Origin of the sequence: Streptomyces sp. HPF1205, assembly GCF_020400825.1 — a bacterium.
GTDB lineage: Bacteria > Actinomycetota > Actinomycetes > Streptomycetales > Streptomycetaceae > Actinacidiphila.
Genome location: NZ_JAINVH010000003.1, coordinates 93113 through 117287 on the forward strand (window position 1 = coordinate 93113; position 24175 = coordinate 117287).

Below are 24175 nucleotides of genomic sequence, written 5' to 3' on the forward strand. Positions count from 1 at the left end.
GCCGCCCTGACCGATGATCGTGGCGAGTTCGTACCTCCCGGCGATGATCCGGCCGATCACCTGCCCTCCTCCTTGCGGAGGAAGTGGCTCAACTCGTCCAGTTCCGCCCGGACCTGGTCGATCCGGGGCCCGGTGGGAGGCAGCGGCGGGGCGGGTTCCCGCCGATCGTGGCCGAAGGGGGTCGGGCCGGGTATGGAGGTCCCGGCGTGCCCCGGCCCGGTCGCAGGCGGCGCCGCCCCGGGTATCAGCCCCGGCTCGTATCCGTACGGGTGCGTGTACGGCCGCGGCGCAAGGGCCGCGGTGGCCGGCCCGCGCTCCGGTCGCGTGCGGCGGATGTCCATGATCAGGAAGTACGTGGGGGTGACCGCCATACACACCAGCAGGCAGGCGGTACCGACGTTGGTCTGCCAGCTGTTGTCGTCCCGCCCGGTTCCGACGAGCATGAAGCCGCCCGTCCCGACCACGCCCGCCAGGGGCACCAGTGCCCAGTCCAGGGGGCGCCGCAGCAGGAGCGCCAGTCGCAGGAAGGAGCCCCAGGCGCCCACCCCGAGGGTCACCACGGGCAGCACCGCGAAGAGCACGCGCAGCCCGATGACCGTGCCGCGACCCGCGGGTCTGGGCTGTGGCGGCGCGATGCCGGGGCCGTACATCCTGTGCTCCTGGACCTCGATGCTGATGGGGTGGCGGAACGTGATCGTCCCGATGGTGCCGCGGTGCTTCCCGGGGCGGCCCTGGCGCCGGGGGCGCCGGGAGGGCGCGCCGGTCCGCGGCGGCACGGGCCGCGCGCCCGCCCCTCGGCGGACGCAGTGCGAGACTAGCGGCCCGCGGTGACGGACGCCGCCCCGCTCGTGGACCGGACCGGACCGGGGACAACTACTCCGGCCGCACGGTCCCGTCGGTCAGTCCGTCGTAGAGTCCCTGAACGAGTCGCTCCCCGAGGCGGGACGCCTGGCGCAGTGCTTCCTCGAACCGGGCGAGGGTCCGGAAGCGTTCGCCGTAGCGCCGCTGGTCGGCCAGGGGCAGGCGTGGCACCTGGAGGCGGCGGACGTCGAGCCGGGTGGCGGTCGAGGCATAGCTGCTGGCCTGCCGGTTGTTGGCCGTACCCCGCAGGAACCCGGCCAGGAACCAGGGGTCGAGAGCAGCGCTGTCGGCGCGCAGCAGATACAGGTTGCGGCCCAGTGCCGCCCCCGCCTCCGCTTCGTCGACGACCCGGGCTATGGCGCCACCGCCGAGCACCGGCACCACCACGTCACCCGGCTCCGTGAGCACCGGCTCCTCCACCGGGCTCTCCGGCCGGCCGGCCGGGAGTATGCCGCTGGGCGCGGTGCCCGCCATGACGTCGTGCTCGGTCAGGACCGGTGGGGCGGCACCGCTCGGTGGAGCTGTGCCGGAGCCGCCCGCCCGCATCAGGAGGGTGCCGGCGCGGGCGAGTTCGCCGATGCTGGTGGTGGGCCAGCGGGCGGGTTCGCCGGGGGTGGCCGCGGGTGGGGCCAGCTCCGTGGTGCGGCGCAGGGTAGCGGCCAGCCGGTCCCGTACCGAGGCGAGTTCGGCGGCTCCGCCGGCGACGGGCAGAGGCAGATGACGGGCGGGGGCCAGGTCGACGTCGTCGTCGAGGAGCTCGATGACGGGCAGCACCCGGCTGATCCCGGGGCGCTCGCGCAGGGCACCCGTGCGGTCGAAGGACTGCCATGCCTCGAGCGCCGCTGCCCTGACGGCCTGCCAGGGGGCGCGCTCCGCGCCCTGGCCCGGTACCGCCCCGGCGTCGACCAGCAGCAGGTGATGTCCGGGGCGGGACTCGGCGCCGGGCCGGCGCAGCACCCACAGGTGGAGAGGGATGCCGTAGGGCGGGGCAGCGCCGGCAGGCAGCGCTATCACCGCGCGAAGGGCGCCGCGGCGCAGCAGGTCGGCCCGGATCCGGCGGCCGGATCTACGGGACGCGGCGGCCGGCGGCATCAGCATGACTACTGTCCCGCCGTCGCGGACATGGGCCAGGGCGTGCTGGAGCCAGGCCAGCTCCGACTCGGTTCTGGCCGGGAAGCCGTACTCCCAGCGGGAGTCGTAACCGAGTTCGTCATGGCCCCAGTTGCGGTCGTTGAAGGGCGGGTGGCACAGCACCGCGTCGGCGGCGAGGCCCGGGAAGGCGTCCGAACGGAGGCTGTCGCCGGTCTCGACCCGGATCCGGACGGCCGGGTCGGTCGCGAACGCGAGGCGCAGCGCGGTGAGAGCGGCCAGGTCGGCATCGGACTCCTGGGCGTGGACCGCCTCCGTGGCGGCGGATGCCCGCAGCAGGGAACCGGTGCCGCACGCCGGGTCGAACACGCTGCGCGGGGCACCGCCGACCAGTGCCGCCATGAGTTCGGCCGGCTCGGAAGGGGTGAGAGTGAACTGACGCGGGTTGGCGTCGAGGTAACGGCCGAGCAGGAACTCGTAGGCCTGACCCGGGCCCATCTCCAGGGCGAGGTCCCCGGTGGCGCGCAGCAAGCCGATCTCACCATCGAGGGACTCGGGTAGCTCGATGGGGTGATCCGGCCCGAATCTGCTGGTCAGGGCCTGCGCCATGGCACCGGGTAGCGGCGCGGCCAGAGGGGTGCCGGGGTCGGCGGTGTACGTCACCACCATGCTTGGTCGTTCACGAACCGTCAGCAGGAACGACCCGGCGATGCGCAGTGCGACGGGCGCCCCCTCCGGGTGGCGTTCGGTCTGCTGCCACGCTCTTTCCCGCAGCGGGAATTCCGCCAGTTTGCCCTGGTCCCGCAACCATCGCTCGATCGCGCTGAGCTCGAAGGTCGGGCTGGTCTCGGTGCCTCCCACGGGCTTGGGGAAGTTGTCGTGGCGCCGCCGCCAGTTGCTGACAGCGGCGCGCCCGACGCCCGCCAGCCTGGCGATCGCCGCCGAGTTCACCTCGCTTGCCTTCTCCGACATCGCCCCGCTCCCCTTCCCCCTCGGTCCCTCGCGCCCGGCCAGCACTGGACCCCTCTTCCACTCGCACCTGGCGCGTGTGAGATCGAGCATACCCAGCAAATCGACGCTACTCGCTTCACGGAGTGAACTTCACTCTTTCGTGAACTCATGTTGACTCGGTTCACAGCGCATGCTCTCATTGACACGTTGGTTCACAGGGCCGGAGGGGCCCGCCGATCCATAGGGGGGATATTCATGTCCAGGTTCATGTCCGTGACCACGTCCAGGTCCGCACTCAACTCGCTCGCGGCGGCTGGTGCGCTGGCCGTCCTGCTCGCCGCTGGAGCGGTCGCGTGCGGTCCCGCGAAGGATTCCGCCACAAGCTCGGACAGCGGCGGCACGGCCAAGCCGGCGGCCTCGGCGCCGGCCAAGCAGGAGAAGAACGAGAAGAACGAGAAGAACAAGGCCGCGACCGAGCCCACGGCCAAGCCGGCCTTCAAGGGGGACGGGACGTACCGGGTGGGCACGGACATCCGACCCGGTACCTATCTGACCAGCGGCAACAAGGACGACATGTGCTACTGGGAGCGCGCGAAGGACGCGAAGGGGGACGCGGACTCGATCCTGGCCAACGACAACGTCACGGGCAGCAGTTACGTCACGATCACCAAGACCGATCGGATCTTCAAGACGACGGGCTGCAGTGACTGGTACGCGGTGACGGCCAATAAGGCCGGCGCACCGAAGTCCTCGATGTCCGGCGACGGCATGTACAAGGTCGGCAAGGACATCCTCCCCGGCACCTACCGGAGCGCAGGTAGCACCGACGGGAACTGCTACTGGGAGCGCAGCAAGGACGCCTTGCACGGCGTCGACTCGATAACGGCGAACGATAACGCCACCGGTTCCGCCGTCGTGACGATCGCGGGCTCCGACGCCTATTTCAAGACCAGCGGCTGCGCCGACTGGCACAAGACCGGCTGACCGGCCCGGTCAACCGCACCATCACCCGAGGCGCGGCGGCGATCCGCCGCGCCTCCCGGGAGGGAACACACCATGCACCTCAGCACCATCCGCCGCGGCATGGCGATCGTCGCACTCTGCGCGACGGCCGCGATGGGCCTCACCGCGTGCCGGAGCGGCGATGGAAAGCCGGCCGCGGACCCCTCATCCACACGTTCGGCGGGCGGGGACGGCACCGCCACCCCTGACCCGTCGTCGTCAAAGGCGGCTGCACCGGCTCCACCGCAGTCCGCCCTGGCGCAGCTTCCGGCCTCGGAGATAGTCCGCCGGGCCACCCGCGCCATGACGGCCGTCCATTCGCTCACGGCCGACGCCAAGGGGAGCGCGGACGGCAAGCCGCTGGCGTTCGACGTGGCGATCAACACGCGCAATGAGTGCACGGGACACATCTCCGAGGGCCGGGCAACGGCGAAACTCATCTCCACCGGAACCCATGTGTACCTGGCGGGCGACGACGCCTTCTTGCGCCAGATGGGCGGCGCTCCGATGGTGCGGTTGCTGCACGGGAAGTGGATGAAGGCGGCCGCCACGAGCTCCGGCGGCAAGGACCTGGCGGGGATCTGCGACCTCAAGAACCTGCTGTCCGGTTTCCAGGAGAAGCCTCACAAGCCGCGCAAGGGTGCTCCGACGACGGTCGATGGGAAGCAGGCGATACCGGTCACCGACAGCGACCCGAAGGACGGCTCCACGAGCACCGCGTACATAGCGGCTGACGGGACGCCCTACGTCCTGAAGGTCGTGACGGTCGGCGGCACCGGTCCGGGCACCGTCGTCTTCAGCGGGTTCGACGCTCCGGTCCACGTCGGGACGCTGCCCGCCGACCGGATAGTCGACATCGACACGTTGGGTTCCTGACCCGGTGTTTCCGGACGGACCGGGCGTCGATCACGCTTCTGCCGCGGGTGACCGAGCGCGGCCTGGTGTCCCTCCGGTGCATGCGCCGGAGAGACGACCGCGATGAGGTCTGCCGTGATGCGGGTGGTGACGCCCCGGCCTGCCCGGGGAGTGCCGCGCCCGGCGTGGAGGGGGCGCCGGGCGCGGGCAAGCAGGTGCGGATTGTCCGGCTCCGGCGGAGCGCGGTGACCGGTCGGTGACGGGTCGGTTACGGCCATGGGGGCGACTGGACCGCCTCATGGGTCCCGTGGACACAGCCTCGTCCCGTATCTTTTCCGGCAGACCCCGACCCAGCTTCCACGGGAGGACGACGATGGACAGGGCCGAGGCCGTCATACCGGCGCAGGGCGTCAAAGCGGCCGAGGACGCCGGGGCGGAGCAAGCGCCCGGGGTGGAGCGGGCGTCGGTCACGGGTGAGCCGGGCACGGACGAGTCCGGTCCGACCAGGGCGGGCGCGGGAGGCACACGGGGCCGGCGGCCGTGGATGCCGGGAGCGCGGCTGGACCCCTACCTCCTGGCGGCGGCGTTCTTCGTCCTGTACACGGCGCTGTCGGTCACCCGCTACCGGCGGATGCTCACCATGTCCTGGGACCTGGGCATCTTCGAGCAGGCCGTCAAGTCGTACGCCCACCTGCACGCACCCGTCGCCGACCTGAAAGGGCCGGGCTTCGACATCCTGGGCGACCACTTCAGCCCCGTCACCGCCCTGATCGCCCCCTTCTACCGGATCTTTCCCACTCCCGTCACCCTTCTGGTCGTCCAAGCCCTCCTGTTCGCGGTGTCCGTCATCCCCGTCACACGCGTCGCCGCCGAACTCCTGGGCCGCCCCCGCGGCCTTGCCGTCGGAACCGCCTACGCGCTGTCCTGGGGGGTTCAGAAGGCAGTCGAGTTCGATTTCCACGAGATCGCGTTCGCCATGCCCTTGCTCGCCTTCTCCCTCGAAGCCGTGCTCCGCAAGCGATGGGCCGCCGCCATGTGGTGGGCCGTTCCCCTGGCCCTCGTCAAAGAGGACATGGGCATCACGGCGGCGATGATCGGCGTGATCGTTTGGTGGCGGACCCGGCAGGAACAGGACCCGGGACCCGGCGCGGACGTTTCCGGGGAAACGGGGGGCCCGCAGGAGGGCGAGGACTCGGGGAGGCTCGGGGACGCGCTGCGGTACGGACCGTGGGCGATCGGGCTGATCGCGCTCGGGATCGCGGCGTCGGCGCTGGAGTTCGGAGTGATCATCCCGGCGTTCAACAGCGGTGGCGCGTACGACTACTGGAACAAGCTGAACGGGCACGGTGCGCCGATGCCGGGGCACATACCGTTCGGCACGGCGGTGCACACACTGTTGTGGATCCTGCTGCCGACCAGCGGGTTGCTGGCACTGCGCTCGCCTCTGCTGCTAGCGGCGCTGCCGACGATCGGATGGCGCTTCGTCTCGCACGACGACCACTACTGGGGCACCGACTGGCACTACAGCGCGGTGCTGATGCCGGTGGTCGCGCTGGCGCTGGTGGACGCGGCCGCGCGGGCGCGGGAGAGCCGGCGGCCGTGGCTGCGGTCGTACGCCTCCGGGGCACCGGCCGCCGTGGCGGGCGCGGCGATCGCGCTCACGGTCCACCTGCCGCTGGCGCAGCTCACGCACACGGACGCTTACGAGGTGGACGCCCGGACCAAGATCGTGGAGGGGTTGCTCGACCGGATCCCGGACGGCGCGACCGTGGAGGCGAACGTCGGCCCGATCAGCCGGCTGGTGCACCGCACGACGGTGTACTGGGTGGGCGACACGCCCGGGGTGATCCCGGACTACATCGCGCTGGACGACTCATCGGGGTGGGTGCCGGACCCGGCGACGTACGCGAAGCAGTTGCATCCGACGGCGACGTACACACAGATCGCGAACGACCAGGGGTATGTGATCCTGCGCCGGAACTGAGGTGCGCCGAGGGGGGGGAGGACGGGGTCAGGGCGTGGCCAAGGAGTGGACGGGGTAGTCGACGTAGGCGAAGCGGCGGCTGTCGGGGGCCCAGCTGTTGACGTTGAGGGTGCCTTGGCCACCGAAGAGGGTGAGGACGTCCCTCGGGGTGCCGCCGTCCGGTTCGATGCGGCGCAGGATCACCTCGCGGTCGGCGGGATGGCCCTGCGTGCCCGGCGGGAAGCTGACGTAGAGGATGTGGCGGCCGTCGGGTGAGGGGTGCGGGAACCAGTTGACGCGCTCGTCGGAGGTGAGCCGGGTCAGGCCGGAGCCGTCGGGGCGCATCCGGAAGAGCTGCGCGTGGCCGGGGGCGGCCGCGCCGTGCTCGGAGTTGAAGTAGATCCAGTCCCCGTCCGGGCCGAATTCGGGTCCGTCGGCCGGGGCGGGGCTGTCGGTGAGGCGGGTGTCGGGGCCGCCGGCGGCCGGGATGGTGAAGATGTTGCGGTAGCCCCAGTCGTCGCCGCCGTACGGTTCGACGCCCACGTAGGCCAGGGTGCGGCCGTCGGGCGAGATGCCGTGCAGGAAGTGACGGAAGGGGCCGGGCGCGTGGTCGTTGGTGACCCGGCGGGCCGGACCGCCCTCGAACGGTACGGCGTGGATGTGGCCGTCACCCGCCGAAAGGTAGAGAGTGCGGCCGTCCGGCGACAGGAGGTGGTCGTTGTTGGCGTCGGTGATCCCGCCCGAATCAATGACCTCCGGCCCGCGGTCGATGACCTCCGGCCCGTAGCCTGCCCGCCCGGCCCCGGCCCCGGCCCCGGCCTCCGGTGCGGCCGCCGCGCGAGCCCTGGCCTCCCCCGCTGCTTCGGCCCCCGCCTCCCGCCCGGCCCCCGCCTCCGGTCCGGCCGCTCCCTCCGGTCCGGCCGCCTCCCCTGCCGGGGCCGGGACCCGCAGCAGCAGCCCGTCCTGGTTGAACACCAGCCAGCGCCCGTCGGGCGACCAGTTGGGCGCTTCCAGGGCGCTGTCCCTCGTCTCGTACACCAACCGCGGCCGCCCGCCGTCGATGTCGGCCACCATCAGCCGGGCGCACCGGCCGGGAGCGAGCGGCCGGACGTTGGTGCCCTTGCCCGTGATCGTCACGGCCGCACCCTATGCGCCGGCGTGCCCCGTCCACGAGGGCCGGGGCGCGCCGACCGCCGGCCGGCCGGGAACCTCCCGGGCCGTCAACCGCCCAGCACCGCCGTCAGGAACTCCGCCGTCCACTGGAGCAGTTCCCGTCCCACCACCGGCTTCCCGCCGACCCGGGCGGTGGTCGGCCGCGGCACCAGCACCTGCTTGGTCGCGTGCTTGATCACCGAGCGCGGGTAGAGGCGGCCCAGCCGCAGCTCCTGCGACTCACGCAGCTCGACCGGGCCGAAGCGGATGTTCGCGCCCTGCAGGGTGATGTCGCTGACGCCCACCTTGCGGGCCAGCAGCCGCAGCCCCGCCACGAGGAGCAGGTTCTCCACCGGTTCGGGCAGCTTGCCGTACCGGTCGGTCAGCTCCTCGCGGACGGCGGCGACGTCCTCCTCACTGGCCACGGCCGCGATGGAGCGGTACGCCTGCAGGCGCAGCCGCTCACCGGGCGCGTAGTCGTGCGGCACGTGCGCGTCGACCGGGAGCTCGATCTTGACTTCGAGCGGCGCCTGCTCCGGCTCCCCGCCCCCCGCCTCCAGCGCGGAGCGGTAGTCGGCGACGGCCTCGCCCACCATCCGTACGTACAGGTCGAAGCCGACGCCCGCGATGTGGCCGGACTGCTCGCCGCCCAGCAGGTTGCCCGCGCCGCGGATCTCCAGGTCCTTCATGGCCACGTACATGCCCGCGCCCATCTCGGTGTGCTGGGCGATGGTGGCCAGCCGCTCGTGCGCGGTCTCGGTCAGCGGCTTCTCCGGCGGGTAGAGGAAGTAGGCGTAGCCCCGCTCCCGCGAGCGGCCGACCCGGCCGCGCAACTGGTGGAGCTGGGACAGGCCGAACGTGTCGCCGCGCTCCACGATCAGGGTGTTGGCGTTGGAGATGTCGATTCCGGACTCCACGATCGTGGTCGACACCAGCACGTCGAACTTCTTCTCCCAGAAGTCCACGACCACCTGTTCGAGCTGGGACTCGCCCATCTGCCCGTGCGCGGTGGCGATCCGCGCCTCGGGCACGATCTCGCGCAGCCGCGCCGCCGCGCGGTCGATGGACTCCACCCGGTTGTGGATGTAGAAGGCCTGCCCCTCGCGCAGCAGTTCGCGGCGGATCGCGGCGCCGATCTGCTTCTCCTCGTACGGGCCGACGAAGGTCAGCACCGGGTGCCGCTCCTCCGGCGGGGTGGTGATGGTCGACATCTCGCGGATGCCGGTGACGGCCATCTCCAGGGTGCGCGGGATCGGGGTCGCCGACATGGTGAGCACGTCCACGTTGGCCCGCAGCTTCTTCAGCTGCTCCTTGTGCTCGACGCCGAACCGCTGCTCCTCATCCACGATGACCAGGCCCAGGTCGCGGAACCGGGTCTCGGAGGCGAACAGCCGGTGGGTGCCGATGACCACGTCCACCGAGCCGTCCCGCAGCCCTTCGAGCACCGCCTTCGCCTCGGTGTCGGTCTGGAACCGCGACAGCGCCCGCACGTTGACCGGGAACTGGGCGTACCGCTCGGAGAAGGTGCCGAAGTGCTGCTGCACCAGCAGCGTGGTCGGCACGAGCACGGCCACCTGCTTGCCGTCCTGGACCGCCTTGAAGGCCGCGCGCACCGCGATCTCCGTCTTGCCGTAGCCCACGTCGCCGCAGATCAGCCGGTCCATGGGCACGGACTTCTCCATGTCCTCCTTGACCTCGGCGATGGTGGTGAGCTGGTCGGGCGTCTCCGCGTACGGGAAGGCGTCCTCCAGTTCGCGCTGCCAGGGCGTGTCGGGCCCGAAGGAGTGGCCGGGGGCGGCCATCCGCGCCGAGTACAACCGGATGAGGTCGGCCGCGATCTCCTTGACGGCCTTCTTCGCCCGCGCCTTGGTCTTGGTCCAGTCTGCGCCGCCGAGCCGGTGCAGCGAGGGCGCCTCGCCACCCACGTACTTGGTGATCTGTTCGAGCTGGTCGGTGGGGACGAACAGCCGGTCGCCGGGCTGGCCGCGCTTGGCCGGTGCGTACTCGACCACCAGGTACTCGCGGGTGGCGCCCTGCACCGTGCGCTGGACCATCTCCACGTAGCGGCCGACGCCGTGCTGCTCGTGCACGATGTAGTCGCCGCTGACCAGGGTGAGCGGGTCGATGGTCTTGCGCCGCCGGGACGGCATGCGGCCCATGTCCTTGGTCGAGGACTTCTGGCCGGACAGGTCGGTCTCGGTCAGGACGGCGAGCTTCAGGGAGGGGTCGACGAAGCCGTGCTCCAGCGAGCCGGTCGCCACGTGGACCACGGAGGGCGCGAGGTCGCCGAGGTCCGCGCCGGCGCGGGCCGCGATGCCCTCGCCGCCGAGTACCTCGATCATACGGGCGGCCGGTCCGTGCCCCTCGGTGACGAAGACCGCCCGCCACCCCTCGGCCAGCCACCCCTTGGTGTCGGCCAGTGCCCGGGCGGTGTCGCCGCGGTACAGCTCGGGCGCGCGCATGCCCAGCCGCAGGGTGTCGCCGAACTCCAGCTCGGGCCCGATCAGCCGCCCCTCGTACGTCGCCTCGTGGCCCTCGTCGGCCGCGAACGGGCTCACCGACCACCACGGGACGCCCAGCTCGCGGGCGTGGTCGCGGATGTCCGCGATCGAGCGCAGCGAGGCGGCGCCCAGGTCGATCGGCGCCTTGCCGCCGCCCGCGGAGGCCGCCCACGACGCCTCCAGGAACTCCCGCGAGGTCGCCACCAGGTCGGCGGCCCTGGTACGCACCCGTTCCGGGTCGCACACGACGGTCATCGACCCGGCCGGCAGGACGTCCAGCAGCAGCTCCATGTCGTCGACCAGGACCGGGGCGAGCGACTCCATGCCCTCGACCGCGATGCCCTCGGCGATCTTGTCGAGGAGCTCGGCCAGTTCGGGGTGCTCGCCCGCGAGAACGGCGGCGCGGGCCCGCACCTCGTCGGTGAGCAGCAGCTCGCGGCACGGCGGTGCCCACAGGCCGTGCTCGGCCACCTCCAGGGAGCGCTGGTCGGCGACCTTGAAGTAGCGGATCTCCTCAACGTCGTCGCCCCAGAACTCCACCCGCAGCGGGTGCTCCTCGGTGGGCGGGAAGACGTCCAGGATGCCGCCGCGCACCGCGAACTCGCCGCGCTTCTCGACCAGCTCCACCCGGGAGTACGCGGCCGCGGCCAGGGCGTCGACCACCTCCTGCAGGTCGGCGCTCCGCCCGGTGGCCAGGGCCACGGGCTCCAGGTCGCCGAGCCCCTTGACCTGCGGCTGGAGCACCGAGCGGATGGGGGCGACGACGACCTGCACGGGTCCCGCCGCCGGGTCGTCGGCTCGCGGATGGGCCAGCCGGCGCAGCACGGCCAGCCGCCGGCCGACGGTGTCACTGCGCGGGGACAGCCGCTCGTGCGGCAACGTCTCCCACGCCGGGAACTCCACCACCGCGTCCGGCGGCAGCATCGAGCGCAGGCTCGCCGCGAGGTCCTCGGTCTCCCGGCCGGTCGCGGTGACCGCGAGTACGGTACGGCGGGCACGCGCGGCCAGGGCCGCGACGACCAGGGGCCGGGCGGCGGGCGGGCCGACCAGGTCCACCTGCGGCCGGGCGCCGGAGGCGGCGGCTTCCACCGCTTCGGCGAGGGCGGCGTCCTCGGCGACGACGTCGACCAGACCGTTCAGACTCATGTGGGTATTCCGTCCCGGAGGATTCGCGTACGCGGCCGCCCGGGGGCGCGCGTACGGGGGCGTACGGGGCTGCACCGGCCCGCGCCGCCCCGCGGGCAACGCGAACCGCCCGACACGTGTCACGGGCCGGGGTCCACCAGCCTACGACGTGCCGCGGACATCCGGCGGACGAGGATGGCCGACGATGGCAGAGGAGGGGCCGAGGAGTACGCACGGCGGCCCCGGAGCGCGGGGTTCCGCGCTCCGGGGCCGCCGTGGCCGCCATCGATCCGTCGGGGTCGGTCCGTCCCGGCAATCCGTTCCGGTCAGCCCGTCGCGATCAATCCGTCGGCATCACACTCCATCGGTATCGGTCAATCCGTCGGCATCAATCCGTCGGCATCAATCCGTCGCGATCGCGTTCAGCACGTTCATCCGCCCCGCCCGGAAGGCCGGCAGCAGCGCGGCCAGCAGACCGACGACGGCCGAGCCGACGAAGACGGTGATGATCGTCGGCCACGGGATGCGCAGGATGCCCAGCCCCTGGGTGGCCAGCACCTGCTGGGCGGTGGAGCCCCAGCCCAGGCCCAGGCCCAGGCCGACCAGCGCGCCGAACAGGGCGATGACCACCGACTCCAGCCGGATCATCCGGCGAAGCTGCCGCCGCGACATCCCGATCGCCCGCACCAGGCCGATCTCCCGGGTCCGCTCGACGACCGACAGCGCGAGGGTGTTGACCACGCCGAGGATGGCCACGATGATCGCCAGGCCCAGCAGCCCGTAGATCATGTAGAGCAGCTGGTTGACCTGCTTGTGGATGAGGTCCTTGTAGTCGGCCTGGTCGCGGACCTTGATCTGCGGGTAGTCCTTGACCGCGGCCTTGAGCGCCGCGTACGCCTGGTCCTGCTTGCCGCTCGCCGCCTTGGCGAAGAGCATGAAGTCGCCGGGCATCTTGTTCGGTGGCAGGTACTGCCGGGCGGTGGCGGTGCTGATGAACATCGAGCCGTGCTCGATGGACGTGTCGTCGCTGGTGATCGCGGCGATCCTCAGGTGGGCGGTGCGGCCCGAGGTCGGCGTCACCGCGAGGGTGTCGCCCACCTTCAGGTGGTTGTCCTTGGCGAAGCCCTCGGGCACCGACATGGCGTCGGCCTTGTAGGCGTCGGTCAGCTTGCCGGCGGTGGTCTTCAGCCGCAGGTCCTGCGGGTACGTGGGGTCCGCCGCGCTCAGCGACTTGACCACCGACTTCCCCGAGGGCAGCACCAGCCTGGCGTTGATCATCGTGTAGTTGGTGTACCGCTCGACGAGGCCGCCGGCCTGCACGGACTTCAGCGCGCTGACGGCCGCCGGGGTGATCGGCATGTCGCCCATGCCGGACTGCATGATGAAGTCCGCGCCGACGGAGGTGTCGAGCTGGTCGTCGGCGGAGGCCACCATCGAGGAGCCGACCACCGACATGCCGGCCACCAGAGCCAGGCCGATCATCAGGGCGGAGGCGGTCGCTCCGGTACGGCGCGGGTTGCGCAGCGCGTTGCGCTCGGCGAGCCGTCCGACGGGTCCGAAGAAGCGCAGCACCACCGCGCTGACCACCCGTACGATCGCGCCGGCCAGCAGCGGGCCGACGATCACGAAGCCGATCAGGGACAGCAGCACGCCCAGGCCCAGCAGTCCGCCGCCCGAGGACGCCTTGTCCGCCTTCGCGGCGCCGACCAGGGCGAGCACGCCGGCGGCGCTCACCAGGACGCCGACCGCGGCGCGGATCCGGCCGGCCCTGCCGTCGGCGGGGGTGCCGGCGTCCCTCAGCGCGGCCATCGGGGAGATCTTCCCGGCCCGTCGGGCGGGGATGTAGGCGGACAGCAGGGTGACGACGACGCCGATGGCCAGGCCCACGATCGGGGTGGTCGCCTTGACCGTCAGCTCGGAGGTGTCCAGCTTCATGCCGGCCTTGCCCATCAGCTTCATCAGCCCGATGGCCAGCCCGATGCCGCCGCCTATGCCGAGCAGCGAGCCGGTGACGCCGAGCAGCACCGCCTCGAACAGCACCGACCGGTTGATCTGCCGGCGGCTGGAGCCGAGCGCCCGCATCAGCCCGATCTCGCGGGTGCGCTGGGCGACGAGCATCGAGAAGGTGTTGACGATGAGGAAGACGCCGACCAGGACGGAGATGCCGGCGAAGCCGAGCATCGCGTACTTCATGAAGTTCAGGAAGCCGCCGACGTCGTCCTTGTCCTTCTTCTTGGTCTCGGCGGCCGTGTCGATCGTGTAGTGGCTGCCGATGGCCGCCTTGACGTCGGCCTTGAGCTGGTCGTCCGTGACGCCCTTGGCCGCCGTGAGGCCGAAGCCGGTGTAGGCGTGGGTGTTGCCGAGCAGCCGGGCCTGGGCGGTGGCGGTGTCGATGTAGACGACGGCCGCGCCCGGGTTGGTGGTCTTGAAGGTGGCGATGCCGGAGATGGTGACGTCGAAGTCGCCGGGCTCGGCGATGATCCGCAGCCGGTCGCCGATCTTCAGGTGGTGCTTGTCGGCGGTGTCCTTGTCCAGGACGGCCTGGGTGCCGTTCGACGGGACGTGGCCGGAGGTGATGTCGACGGCCCGGGTCTCGGTCGGGTCCCAGTTGCTGACGATGGTGGGGGCGCCGGACGAGGGGCTGATGCTGTCGTTCTTCGTGTCCGCGACCGTGACGTCCTGACTGGTGACGTCGGGGTCGGACTGGGCGACGCCCCGGACGTGGACGAGCGTGCGCTGCAGGGAGGCCGGCACGGTGTCCGGGATGCCGGTCCTCTGGGCGTCGTCCACCTTCTTGGCGCTGATGGTGACGTCGGAGGCGGTGGAGCCGAAGAGCTTGTCGAAGGTGGCGGTCATGGTGTCGGTGAACACCAGGGTGCCGCAGACGAACGCCACCGACAGCAGGACGGCGATCATGGACAGGACCATCCTGCCCTTGTGCGCGAGGAAGTTGCGCACCGAGGTCTTCAGGACGGTCACGACGCCCTCCCGCGGCCGTCGCTGTCACCGGGGGTACGGGGGTCGCCGCCCGGCTGGAAGCGCAGCATGCGCTCCAGCACGGACTCGGCGGTGGGACTGAGCATCTCGTCCACGATCCGGCCGTCCGCCAGGTAGAGCACACGGTCGGCGTACGAGGCCGCGACCGGGTCGTGGGTGACCATGACGATGGTCTGGCCGAGTTCGTCCACCGAGCGGCGCAGGAAGCCGAGGATCTCGGCGCCGGCCCGGGAGTCAAGGTTTCCGGTCGGCTCGTCGCCGAAGATGATCTCGGGGCGGGCGGCGAGCGCCCTGGCCACCGCCACGCGCTGCTGCTGGCCGCCGGAGAGCTGGTTGGGGCGGTGCTTGAGCCGGCCGGCCAGGCCGACGGTCTCCACCACGCGGTCCAGCCAGTCGCGGTCCACCCGGCGGCCGGCGATGTCCATCGGAAGGGTGATGTTCTCCGCCGCGTTGAGGGTCGGCAGCAGGTTGAAGGACTGGAAGATGAAGCCGATCTTGTCCCGGCGCAGCTGGGTGAGCTTCTTGTCCTTCAGGCCGGTGATCTCGGTGTCGCCGATCCAGATCCGGCCCTCGCTGACCGTGTCGAGCCCGGCCAGGCAGTGCATGAGGGTCGACTTGCCGGAGCCCGAGGGGCCCATGATCGCGGTGAACCGGCCGCGGGCGATGTCCACGTCCACCGCGTCCAGGGCCAGCACCCGCGTCTCGCCGCTGCCGTACGCCTTCGTCACCGCCCGACCGGCCGCGGCAATCGCCGAGCGCTCTCCGCTGCCCCCGGCCTTGGGAACCCTCACTGGCGTTGTCACTGCTGTCTCCCGTTTGTCTTCGGTCATCGGTCGGTCGGTCCGTCGGTCGGTCGGTCCGTCGGTCGGCCGGTCGTCGGTTCGTTCGGTTCGTTCGGTTCTCGTGGGGCGTGGTCGGACGTCGCGGTCGGCCGCCTGTCGCGGTCACCGGTCGTCGGCGCCCGTACAAGAGCCTGCTGGAAGTCGCGGCACGCCGCGATGGGGAAGGTCTCCGTTCGGGGGGTGGGGGTAGCACCACCCTTCGCCGGGGTGGGGCCGCCACCCCTCCCTACGAAACTACGGGCCGCACGGGCCGCCATCGTCATCCGCCGGTACGAACCGCGGGACCCCCAAAGTAGGTCGTCACCCCTAGGGGATCGCTACTTCAGGCTCATACGGAAGTACGGGGGCCGGGCACGGGAGGGCCTCAGCCCGTGGTCAGGCGCACCGGCCGAAGCCCGCCGAGCAGGGCGGTCAGGGCGCGGTCGATGTCGGGGCCGGCGTACCAGTCGCCGGTGTGGTCGACCGCGTAGACCCTGCCCTCGGCGTCGATGGCGAGCAGGGCGCCGGAGTCGGGCTCCTCGCCGAGCGGGCCGACCTCGGTCTCCAAGGCGCGGCCGAGGTCGCCGAAGGTGCGGGCGAGGTGCAGCCCGCGCATCGGGTCGATCACGACTCCGGAAGGGGCGACCTGCCGGCCGGGACCTGCGGTCGCGGGGATCGCCAGGCCGCCGAACTCCGCCCACGCCTCGACCGCGGCCGGGAAGACGGCGTGGCGGTGGCCGCCGGGGGAAACGTGGGCGCGCAGCCGGTCGGCCCACTGCTCGGCGCGCACCATGTCCCAGCGGCCGGGCCGCCAGCCCGCGGCGCGCAGGGCGGCGTCCACGCCGACCGGGAAGCGCGTGGCGTCCGGCACCGAGGGGCCCGTCATGCGCGTTCCGCGCCCGGGTCGACCGCCCGCACCCCGAAGTGGGCGAGCAGGGGCGCGCAGGAGCGGCACGGCGGCGCGTAGGTGCCGTGCGCGGGGTCGCCGTCCTCCCGTATCCGGCGGGCCGTCAGCTTCGCGCCGCGCAGCGCCTTGCGGGCCTCGCTCTGCGTGAGCGGTCTGCGGGCGGCGCGCTTGCTCCGGTTCGCCTCGACGGCGGACAGGTGGCGGGAAATGAGCACCGGTTCGGGGCACCGGCCGGTGAAGCGCTCACGCTGGGCGACCGGCAGCGCGTCCAGGAAGTCCCGCACGATCGGGTGGAGTTCGGGCGCCTGTTCCCCCTTGGCACCCGTGCACGACAGCACGTCGTCGCGGACCGACAGGGCGGCCGCGACCGCGGGCAGGATGCCGTCCCTGCGGTGCCGCAGGACCGGCGGCCCCGCGGGGTCGCGGACGGTGCTCCAGGTCAGCCTGGGATCGGCGGGCGCGGCCGCCCGCGGGTGCGTCGTCGTCATGGTGTCGTAGCGTCCCTCCGTCCACCCGCCCCCGGCGGGCACCCCCCTATGGCGATCAGACTGCCAAACCCGCCGTCGAATGGGGAAGCCGAACGCGCGGCCCCGCCCATCCTGTGTGGGGTATGTCACCGTGATGTGACGGTCCGTCGGCAACGCGGACACAGGATGTGCACACATCGGAGCGGTGACACAGGGTGCGCGCGCCGGGGCCGGGGAGGCATGCGGCGTTGCCGTCCGGCGGGGCGAACCGGGAGGATCGGCTCCGGCCCGCACCCGCGGGCCCTTCGGCCCGTTAGACCACGGGATCCCCCCACCCGTAGACCAAGGACGTACGACGATGCGCTCGATCCGCACCCCGGCCGCCGGCCGGACCGCCGCCCTCCTCCCCCTGCTGCTGCCCGCCCTGCTGCTCGCGTCCGGCTGCTCCTCCGGGTCCGGTGGCGGCACCGACGGCAGCGGCGGCACTCCCTCGGCGAGGTCGGTCCTCACCGGCAAGGCCCCGCTGAGCAAGGCCCAGTTGGCCAAGGCCCTGGTCACCGACCAGGACCTGCCCGGCTGGATCGTCCAGCCGTCGCAGACCGACCGGCCGGCCGAGACCGCCACGCTCACCGCGGACCGCCCGCAGTGCCAGCCGCTGGCCGACGTCACCAGCAGCGACCCGAAGATCCACCGCATGGCGTACGTCGGCGCCGCCTTCGCCCGCAGCACGACCAAGAGCAGGCCGGACGCCATCAACCAGATGCTGGTCGCCAGCCACGCGCCGGGCGACGCGCACAAGGTCATCGACGCGGTCCGGACGGCACTGGGCCAATGCACCTCGTTCACCGCGATCGACAACACCGGCACCAAGACGCCGTTCCGGGTCGCCAAGGGGCCGGCGGTGCCCACCGGGGACGCGGCCGTGTCCTATGTGATGACGGACGCGGCCGACAAGAAGACCGGGGCCGCCCTCGTCACCGTCGTCCAGACCGGTGACACGGTGACCGCCTACCTGTCGGTCAAGGCGTCCGGCGGGGCGGGCGAGGTACCCGTCGACGTGGCCCGCAAGCAGGACGCCAAGCTGCGGGCGGTGCTGGCCAAGCAGCGTTGACGGGAGCGCCCGCTCACCCGATCGGGTGAGATCGGCGCCCGGCACCGGACCCGCGCCCTTGTCGCGCGACCGCGCGAATCATGGGCTGTGAGCAGCCGCACAGGGGGAAGCGCGGGCCCGGTGCCGTAAAGTCGCGCGGCAGCGAGCCGTCACCCGCCAGGCCCGGGGGCGGACGCCACCGCGAACACGACCATGGGGAACACACCGATGCCGATACGCGCACGCAGTCGTCTACTCACCAGTAGCCGCACGGTCCTGGTGGCCGCCGCCCTGCTGCCCGCCCTCGCCCTGACCGCCGCCTGCGGCGGGGGCTCGTCGGCATCGGACCCGTCGAGGAAAGAGAACAAGGACTCGTCCCCCACGGCGAAGTTCAGCCGCGCGCTGCTGGCGAACTCCGACGTCCCCGACGTCACGGTGGTGCCGGCCGCCGACAAGGCCCAGTTGCTGGGCGCCGAGGTGACGGCCGAGCCCCGGGCCTGCCAGCCGATCGCCGACCAGTGGAGCGAGAAGGCCAAGCACGCCAGGCAGGTCTACTCCGGCGGCATGGTCACCGACACCGCGACCAAGGTGAAGGCGTCCAAGACCATCTCGCTGGAGGTGATCGCCTCCTATGCGCCCGGCGAGGCCAAGGCGGTCCTGGACGAGCTGACCGCCGCATTGGCCGCGTGCCACAACTACACAGTCACCCGCAACAAGGTGGCGAGCACCTTCAGTGTGCAGCCTGCCCCTTCCTCTGGCGCGCCCATGGGCGACCAGCAGGTCACGTACACCGTCGCGGACACCTCGCGGGGCGCCGCCGGCATCGTCCTGGTGACGGTGGTGCGCGTCGGCGACACCACCGCCGCGTACGAGACGGTCCGCCAGGACCACCAGCCGGCCGTCCTGCGGGCGGCGATCCCGCTGAAGCAGGTGGCGAAACTGCGGGCCGCGGCAAAGGGCGCGGCGAAGGCGAAGTAGCGCCTGGGGAAGCCGCAGGGGCGACGCCCGAGAGGCCTAGGGGACGCAGCCGCCGCCCAGGACGCGGGCCGCCACCCGGGACGCGAGCCGCCGCGGGTGCGGGGCGGCGCCCCGGAGGACGAGGTGGTACGGAACGCGCGGGCGCGGCGCACGCCCCCCCGCCACCCCCTGCACGCCGGCCCGCCACGGGCGGACGCCCGGCCGCCCCCGGGGCGGACACCTGGGTCGCCGGACCCCCTAGGCTTACGTTCATCAGCCGGACGCAGCAGGGGGCAACAGCCATGACGACAGGTCCGCAAGGGCTGGGAGCGCCTCCCGGTCCCGGGGCCGGGGGACGACCCGCGCCGCCCAACGCGGCCTACGCCGGGCAGGTCGTGCACTTCCCGGATCCGGTCCGGGCCGCACGCCATCCGCGCGGCGTGTGGATGGACGAGCGGGGCCTGCCCGATTTCTCGGCCTACGCCCGCGCCGCCGCCGAGATCGCCGAACCGCCCGAGGGCTTCGGCGTGGACGAACTGCGCCTGACCGACTACGTCTCGGCCAACGCCGCGCTGCACGCCGCCGGCCACGAACTGTGGGCGAGCCTGCCCTCGGTGGCCACCCCGCACGGCTGGACCTGGCACCACGTGCCCGGCACGCGCCGCCTGGAGCTGATACCCGTCGAGGTCAAGGCGCTGCTGCGGCACCACGGGGGGCTGGCGACATCAACCGCGGACCACGGCAAGCGCGGCACCCGTCCGCTGCAGGAGACCCGCCCGGTGCACTTCGGCCTGCCCAAGGACCCGCTGGCGGTGACCGAGGCGCGGGTGCGCGAGGTCGAGGAGGAGCTGGGCTACCGGCTGCCGGGCGCGTACCGCACGTTCCTCAAGGCGGCCGGCGGCTGCGCGCCCAAGGGCGTCGCGCTCGACCCGGAGCTGGGGCTGCTGATCGACCAGCCGTTCTTCACCGTCCGCGAGGACGCGGCCGTGAACGACCTCGTCTACGTCAACAAGTGCCTGCGCGACCACCTCACCAAGGACTATCTGGCGATCGCCTACGTCCAGGGCGGACTGCTGGCGGTCAAGGTGAAGGGCGAGCGGACCGGCTCGGTGTGGTTCTGCGCCTACGACGACCTGCGCGACGGCGACCGCTGGGCCGACCCCGCAGACCGGGTCGCCGAACTGCTGCTGAACTGCGGCGACACGCTGGACGACTTCCTGCTGCGGCTGGCGGGCAACCCGCCGGAGCTGGAGACGGTGGCCAATTTGATGGTCGACGGCGGCTTCGCCGTGGCCGTACCCGTGGCCGAGGAGGGGTGAGCCGGGCATGGTGACATTCGCACAGGCGCAGGAACGCGCGGAGCGCTGGGTCAACGGCGACGTGTCCGGCTACGAGAGCCGCGAGATCCGGGTCCGCGAGTTCGAGTCGGGTTTCGTGGTCTGGTCCGAGGCGCGTGAGGGCGGCCCGTCCTCCGACGACGGGACGGTCCGCGTCATCATCGCCCGCGACAGCGGCGAGGCCACCTTGTGGCCCGGCCTGCCCATCGGCGAGCTGATCCGCCGTTACGAGGAGGAGTACGGCCCCGCTCCCAGCGACGCGCCCCCCGCGCCGCCCCAGCGCATCGACCTGGAAGCCACCTCCTTCCTGCTCAGTCCGCCGCAATGGCTGCAGGACGCGGCGGACCGGATGGGCATCCCGGATCGCCGCACACCGGCACCGGACGCGTCCTCCCCCGAGCCGTCCGGCGCCCCGCAACCCGGTGCTTCGCAGCCTGGCGCCCCGCAGCCCGCTGCCTCGCACCTTGGCGCCCCGCACCCCGGTGCCCCGCAACCTGGTGGCGGCTCACCGTCCGGCGGCTCGCCCGCCTCCTCCCCCGTGCCGTCGCCGGACACCCCGTCCGGCCCCTCCGCCGCGCCCGTCCCCAGCGGCACGGAGAGCGGCAGGGAAAGCGGTACGGACACGGGCGGCGGCGTGCCGCGGCCGGCCGCCGGGCAGGCCGGGGAGGCCCCCGGCGGGGGCTGGGCGGGCAAGACGGTCGACTCCGGGCAGGGGCCGTCCGTGGCCGTGCCGGCCACCGTGTTCGCGCCCCCGCTGTCGGGCGCGGACGTGCCGGACGAGCCGCCGCAGGGCGCCGAGGCGAAGACCGAGCTGATGCCGGGCGGCAGTTCGCTGCCCAAGACGGTGATCGCCCCACCGGAGGAAGCGTCCGACGCGCCCCGGCCGGGGGTGCCGCACACGATCGGCGGGTCGCCCTACCCGCCGCCGAACGGCCCGGCCGTGCCGTTGCCACCGCCGGGCACCCCGGCGGGTGCCGCGGACATCGCCGGGCTGGAGACCGCCAAGGCCCCGCCCAGGGGCGGTGTGCCGGCGCCCGCGGCCCAGCAGCCGTCGCACGGCCGGACGCCGCCGCCTGGGCCCGGAACCGGCACCCCGTCGCCCGGCGCCCCCGTACCGCCCCCGCCGGGGCCGGGAGTGGGCGCTCCGCCGCCGCAAGGGCCCGGCGCGGGCAACCCGCACTACGCGGCCACCATGCTCGCCACCCCGGCCGGCCCCCAGCCGCCGGGAACGGGCGCGACCCCGCCCGGCGCCCCCGTACCACCACCACCGCCACCGCCCGGGCCCGGAGCCGGCACCCCGCCGCCGCAAGGACCCGGCGCGGGCAACCCGCACTACGCCGCCACCATGCTCGCCGGACCCGGCACACCACCCCCCGCCATGGGCGCCACCCCGCCCGGCGCCCCCGTACCACCACCACCGCCACCGCCCGGGCCCGGAGCCGGCACCCCGCCGCCCCAGGGACCCGGCGCGGGCAACCCGCACTACGCCGCCACCATGCTCGCCGGACCCGGCACACCACCCCCCGCCATGGGCGCCACCCCGCCCGGAGCCCCCGTACCACCACCGCCCGCGTACGGCTATCCGCAACCGGGCGGTGTGCCGACCGTCGGGCCCGGCTACATGGCGGTGCTGCGCTACCGGGGGCAGGACGGCAGCGAGCAGCAGCTCATCCGCCGGTCGGCGCCCGGGACCCCGCATCCGGAGTGGCAGATCCTGCACGAGCTGCGGTCGATGAACGTGCGCCCGGAGCAGGTGCTCGAACTGCACACCGAGCTGGAGTCGTGCGACCTGCCCGGCGGGTACTGCGCGCGGATGATCCGCGAGACCTGGCCTCAGGTGCGGGTCAGCCACACCGCGCCCTACGGCAGGGACCACGCGGGCCGCCGCCAGGGCGTGCAGCACCTGCTCACCCACCAGGGCGAGTTGCACCAGGTCGCGGGCGCGCCCGCGCGTCCGCAGCCGCAGCGTGTGCCGATGCCGGATCCGCACACTGTGATGCGGGTGCCGCCGGTGGGGCTGGACGTGATCGGGCAGGAGCTGGCGGGCGCGTTCGGCCCGCAGGGCGTCTTCCGGTTCGACCAGCGGGCGGTGTCCCGGCAGGGCGTGCCGGACATCGTGGCGCAGACGCTGGTGTGGGCCGGGCTGCCGGTGGACTTCGGGCCGTTCTTCTGGGCGCAGGCGCAGGCGGGCCAGCCGGTGCCGACCCTCGCCGAACTCGCCCAGCAGCGCGGAGTGCTGCCGGCCGCGGACGCGGGCTCGTACCTCGTCATGGGCAACGACTTCGGGCGCCAACTGTGCGTCCAGTACGGGACCGCGCACATCGTGGCCGTGCCGCTGGAGGCGGGGCCGGGCGGGCAGCCGGCGCCGCCGCAGTTCGTCAACTCCAGCCTGCCGGAGTTCGCCCGCTGCCTGGCGCTGCTGGGCAGGATGTGGCGGCTGCGGATCGGGCTGACGCCGGAGCAGGCCGGGCGCTGGACGGTCGATTTCCAGGCGCAGTTGGCAGCGCAGGACCCGGCCGCGATCGCCTCGCCCGACAACTGGTGGTCGGTGCTGGTCGAGCAGATGTGGGACGGGTTGCTGTAGCGGTTCGCGCGGCAAACGGCGGTGGGCCGGGTGGAAGGCGGAGTCCTTCCACCCGGCCCACCGCCGTTTCCGGGTAGGCGCAGGGTGGGCAGTCGACAGGGCACGGAGTGTCGCGGCCCTTACAATTCCGGCATAAGCGAAAAAATAGGGAGCATATACGGGCGATGATGCGGCCAGGACTCGGAGCGTCCCGACGGCGAGGGGCAGAGGCGATGAGCAATGACACGACGGCTACGGCGGAGCGACGGGACCGGTTCGAGATCGTGCGCGGCCGGGGCTACCGGCCGGAGCAGGTGGACCGCTTCCTGGACGAGCTGTCCGAGGACCGGGACGCGGCGTGGGAGCGGGCCGCCCGGCTGACCGTGCTGGCCAACGAGATGGAGGCGGAATCCGCGGCCGTGCGCAGGCAGGTGGACGCCCTCGGCGCCACGGCCTTCGACCGGCTCGGCCAAGGCGCCGCGGAACTCCTGCGGCTGGTCGAGGAGGAGGCCGCGGCGGTACGCGACCGCGCCGAGACGGAGGCGCAGTACGCGAGGGACGCGGCGGACACCGCGCGGCGCACCCTGCAGGACGAGGCGCGGGCGGCCGCGTCCGCACGGCTGCGGGCGGCCGAGGACGAGGCCGAGGCCGTCCTGGACGAGGCCTGCGCGCGGGCCGCGGAGATCCTCGCCCAGGCGCGGGCCGAGGCGGAGGCCGTGCGCGGCGAGGCCGAGCGCTCCCTCGACGCCGTGCGGCAGCACGCCGGACAGGAATTCGCGCAGGCGCGGGCGCAGCAGCGCGAGCGGATGGACGCGCTGGAGCGGGAGATCGCCGAGCGCGAGGCCGGCGTGGACGGCGGCCTCGGGGAACTGCTCGCCGACGCCGAGCGCCGCCTCGAAGCGGCGCACCGGGAGCGGACCGGGGCGGAGGAGTCGCTGCGGGCGCAGCAGGCCGAGGCCGAGGCGCGGGCATCCGCGATGCTCGCGCAGGCCCGCGTGCACGAGGAGAGGGTGCGCCGCGAGGCGGAACGGGCGTTGCGGGAGCACGAGCAGCACCGGGACGAGATCCGGGCCCACCTCGCCCACATCCGGGCGACGCTGGCCCAGTTGACGGGCCGCGCCCAGTCCCCGGCCCAGTCCCCCGCCGAGGGCTCCCTGCCGGACCAGGGCGTCCCACCGGAACACGGCACGGCGCCGGATCACGGCACCGCGCCGGAGCAGGGCCCCCGGGAAACCGGCCCGGAAGGACGCTGAGGCGCGCGGCGCCACCCGCGGGGCCGGTCACGACGGTCGGGCCGTCGAGGCCGGTCATGACGGTCAATCCGGGCGGGCCGGCCGACCCGTCACGCCGTCGTCCGGCTCTACCGGCCCACCCACGTCCGCCGGCCCAGCCGGCTCCATGGAGTCCGCCAGGCCGGCAGCCCACCCATGTCCGCCAGGCCGGCCGGCTCCACCAGGTCCGCCACGTCCGCCAGGCCGGCCGACTCCACCAAGTCCGCGAAGCCCGCCCAGCCGGCCGGCTCCACCGGCTCGGCCCG

17 protein-coding genes are annotated in these 24175 nt (G+C 73.0%); 8 read left to right on the forward strand and 9 right to left on the reverse strand.

Features of this window, described 5'->3' with window-relative positions; all coding sequences use genetic code 11:
- Positions 1-56: 56 nt before the first annotated feature.
- Together K7G61_RS04500 and K7G61_RS04505 are read right to left on the reverse strand one after the other, a co-directional pair.
- Entirely contained in the window at positions 57-776 is a 720-nt protein-coding gene (locus K7G61_RS04500; RefSeq protein ID WP_225845275.1) for a hypothetical protein, read from the reverse strand.
- 97 nt (positions 777-873) lie between these two features.
- Positions 874-2922 (reverse strand): N-6 DNA methylase, encoded by a 2049-nt coding sequence (locus K7G61_RS04505; RefSeq protein WP_225845276.1) that lies wholly within the window; start codon positions 2920-2922, stop codon positions 874-876.
- 252 nt (positions 2923-3174) lie between these two features.
- Between K7G61_RS04505 and K7G61_RS04510 the strand changes: the two genes are divergently transcribed.
- From K7G61_RS04510 to K7G61_RS04520, 3 genes are all read left to right on the forward strand, one after another.
- A complete protein-coding gene (locus tag K7G61_RS04510; protein ID WP_225845277.1) occupies positions 3175-3885 on the forward strand; it encodes a hypothetical protein in 711 nt (236 codons plus the stop codon).
- A 72-nt stretch (positions 3886-3957) separates the two neighbouring features.
- Positions 3958-4779 (forward strand): hypothetical protein, encoded by an 822-nt coding sequence (locus K7G61_RS04515; RefSeq protein WP_225845278.1) that lies wholly within the window; start codon positions 3958-3960, stop codon positions 4777-4779.
- Positions 4780-5131: 352 nt separating this feature from the next.
- Positions 5132-6742 (forward strand): DUF2079 domain-containing protein, encoded by a 1611-nt coding sequence (locus tag K7G61_RS04520; RefSeq protein ID WP_374204052.1) that lies wholly within the window; start codon positions 5132-5134, stop codon positions 6740-6742.
- 27 nt (positions 6743-6769) lie between these two features.
- Here K7G61_RS04520 and K7G61_RS04525 read toward each other — a convergent pair whose 3' ends face one another.
- From K7G61_RS04525 to K7G61_RS04550, 6 genes are all read right to left on the reverse strand, one after another.
- Complete coding sequence (locus tag K7G61_RS04525; RefSeq protein WP_225845279.1) at positions 6770-7858, reverse strand: hypothetical protein; 1089 nt, start codon at positions 7856-7858, stop codon at positions 6770-6772.
- An 83-nt stretch (positions 7859-7941) separates the two neighbouring features.
- Positions 7942-11520: a transcription-repair coupling factor gene (gene mfd / locus K7G61_RS04530; protein ID WP_225845280.1), complete on the reverse strand. Its 3579-nt coding sequence runs from the start codon at positions 11518-11520 to the stop codon at positions 7942-7944.
- 381 nt (positions 11521-11901) lie between these two features.
- Positions 11902-14478, reverse strand: coding sequence for an ABC transporter permease (locus tag K7G61_RS04535; RefSeq protein WP_225845281.1), 2577 nt, complete (start codon positions 14476-14478; stop codon positions 11902-11904).
- On the reverse strand, positions 14475-15245 hold the full coding sequence (locus tag K7G61_RS04540) for an ABC transporter ATP-binding protein (RefSeq protein WP_374204068.1): 771 nt from the start codon (positions 15243-15245) through the stop codon (positions 14475-14477). The genes K7G61_RS04535 and K7G61_RS04540 overlap by 4 nt, the downstream gene beginning before the upstream one ends.
- Before the next feature lie 457 nt (positions 15246-15702).
- A complete protein-coding gene (locus K7G61_RS04545; RefSeq protein WP_225845283.1) occupies positions 15703-16203 on the reverse strand; it encodes an SUKH-3 domain-containing protein in 501 nt (166 codons plus the stop codon).
- Complete coding sequence (locus K7G61_RS04550; protein WP_225845284.1) at positions 16200-16712, reverse strand: YwqJ-related putative deaminase; 513 nt, start codon at positions 16710-16712, stop codon at positions 16200-16202. Before K7G61_RS04550 ends, K7G61_RS04545 begins: the two co-directional genes overlap by 4 nt.
- A gap of 337 nt (positions 16713-17049) precedes the next feature.
- On the opposite strand from K7G61_RS04550, the gene K7G61_RS04555 reads away from it, so the two are divergent.
- The 5 genes from K7G61_RS04555 to K7G61_RS36290 all read left to right on the forward strand — a co-directional run bounded on the left by K7G61_RS04555 (position 17050) and on the right by K7G61_RS36290 (position 23891).
- A complete protein-coding gene (locus K7G61_RS04555; protein ID WP_225845285.1) occupies positions 17050-17802 on the forward strand; it encodes a sensor domain-containing protein in 753 nt (250 codons plus the stop codon).
- A 207-nt stretch (positions 17803-18009) separates the two neighbouring features.
- A complete protein-coding gene (locus K7G61_RS04560) occupies positions 18010-18759 on the forward strand; it encodes a hypothetical protein (protein ID WP_225845286.1) in 750 nt (249 codons plus the stop codon).
- Positions 18760-19040: 281 nt separating this feature from the next.
- Positions 19041-20057 carry an SMI1/KNR4 family protein gene (locus tag K7G61_RS04565; protein WP_225845287.1) on the forward strand — a complete coding sequence of 339 codons (1017 nt, stop codon included), beginning with the start codon at positions 19041-19043 and terminating at the stop codon, positions 20055-20057.
- 7 nt (positions 20058-20064) lie between these two features.
- Positions 20065-22659, forward strand: coding sequence for an SUKH-4 family immunity protein (locus tag K7G61_RS04570; RefSeq protein ID WP_225845288.1), 2595 nt, complete (start codon positions 20065-20067; stop codon positions 22657-22659).
- 212 nt (positions 22660-22871) lie between these two features.
- A complete protein-coding gene (locus tag K7G61_RS36290) occupies positions 22872-23891 on the forward strand; it encodes a DivIVA domain-containing protein (RefSeq protein WP_263983890.1) in 1020 nt (339 codons plus the stop codon).
- Between the two features lie 107 nt (positions 23892-23998).
- Here K7G61_RS36290 and K7G61_RS04580 read toward each other — a convergent pair whose 3' ends face one another.
- Positions 23999-24163 (reverse strand): hypothetical protein, encoded by a 165-nt coding sequence (locus K7G61_RS04580; protein WP_225845588.1) that lies wholly within the window; start codon positions 24161-24163, stop codon positions 23999-24001.
- Positions 24164-24175 lie beyond the last annotated feature (12 nt).

Bases quoted from the DNA above. Each gene is read 5' to 3' on its own strand.
- K7G61_RS04565 (WP_225845287.1), top strand. From the start codon at position 19,041: ATGACGACAGGTCCGCAAGGGCTGGGAGCGCCTCCCGGTCCCGGGGCC.
- K7G61_RS04545 (WP_225845283.1), bottom strand. From the start codon at position 16,203: ATGACGGGCCCCTCGGTGCCGGACGCCACGCGCTTCCCGGTCGGCGTG.
- K7G61_RS04555 (WP_225845285.1), top strand. From the start codon at position 17,050: ATGCGCTCGATCCGCACCCCGGCCGCCGGCCGGACCGCCGCCCTCCTC.
- K7G61_RS04560 (WP_225845286.1), top strand. From the start codon at position 18,010: ATGCCGATACGCGCACGCAGTCGTCTACTCACCAGTAGCCGCACGGTC.
- mfd (WP_225845280.1), bottom strand. From the start codon at position 11,520: ATGAGTCTGAACGGTCTGGTCGACGTCGTCGCCGAGGACGCCGCCCTC.
- K7G61_RS04515 (WP_225845278.1), top strand. From the start codon at position 3,958: ATGCACCTCAGCACCATCCGCCGCGGCATGGCGATCGTCGCACTCTGC.
- K7G61_RS04570 (WP_225845288.1), top strand. From the start codon at position 20,065: ATGGTGACATTCGCACAGGCGCAGGAACGCGCGGAGCGCTGGGTCAAC.
- K7G61_RS36290 (WP_263983890.1), top strand. From the start codon at position 22,872: ATGAGCAATGACACGACGGCTACGGCGGAGCGACGGGACCGGTTCGAG.
- K7G61_RS04520 (WP_374204052.1), top strand. From the start codon at position 5,132: ATGGACAGGGCCGAGGCCGTCATACCGGCGCAGGGCGTCAAAGCGGCC.
- K7G61_RS04505 (WP_225845276.1), bottom strand. From the start codon at position 2,922: ATGTCGGAGAAGGCAAGCGAGGTGAACTCGGCGGCGATCGCCAGGCTG.
- K7G61_RS04550 (WP_225845284.1), bottom strand. From the start codon at position 16,712: ATGACGACGACGCACCCGCGGGCGGCCGCGCCCGCCGATCCCAGGCTG.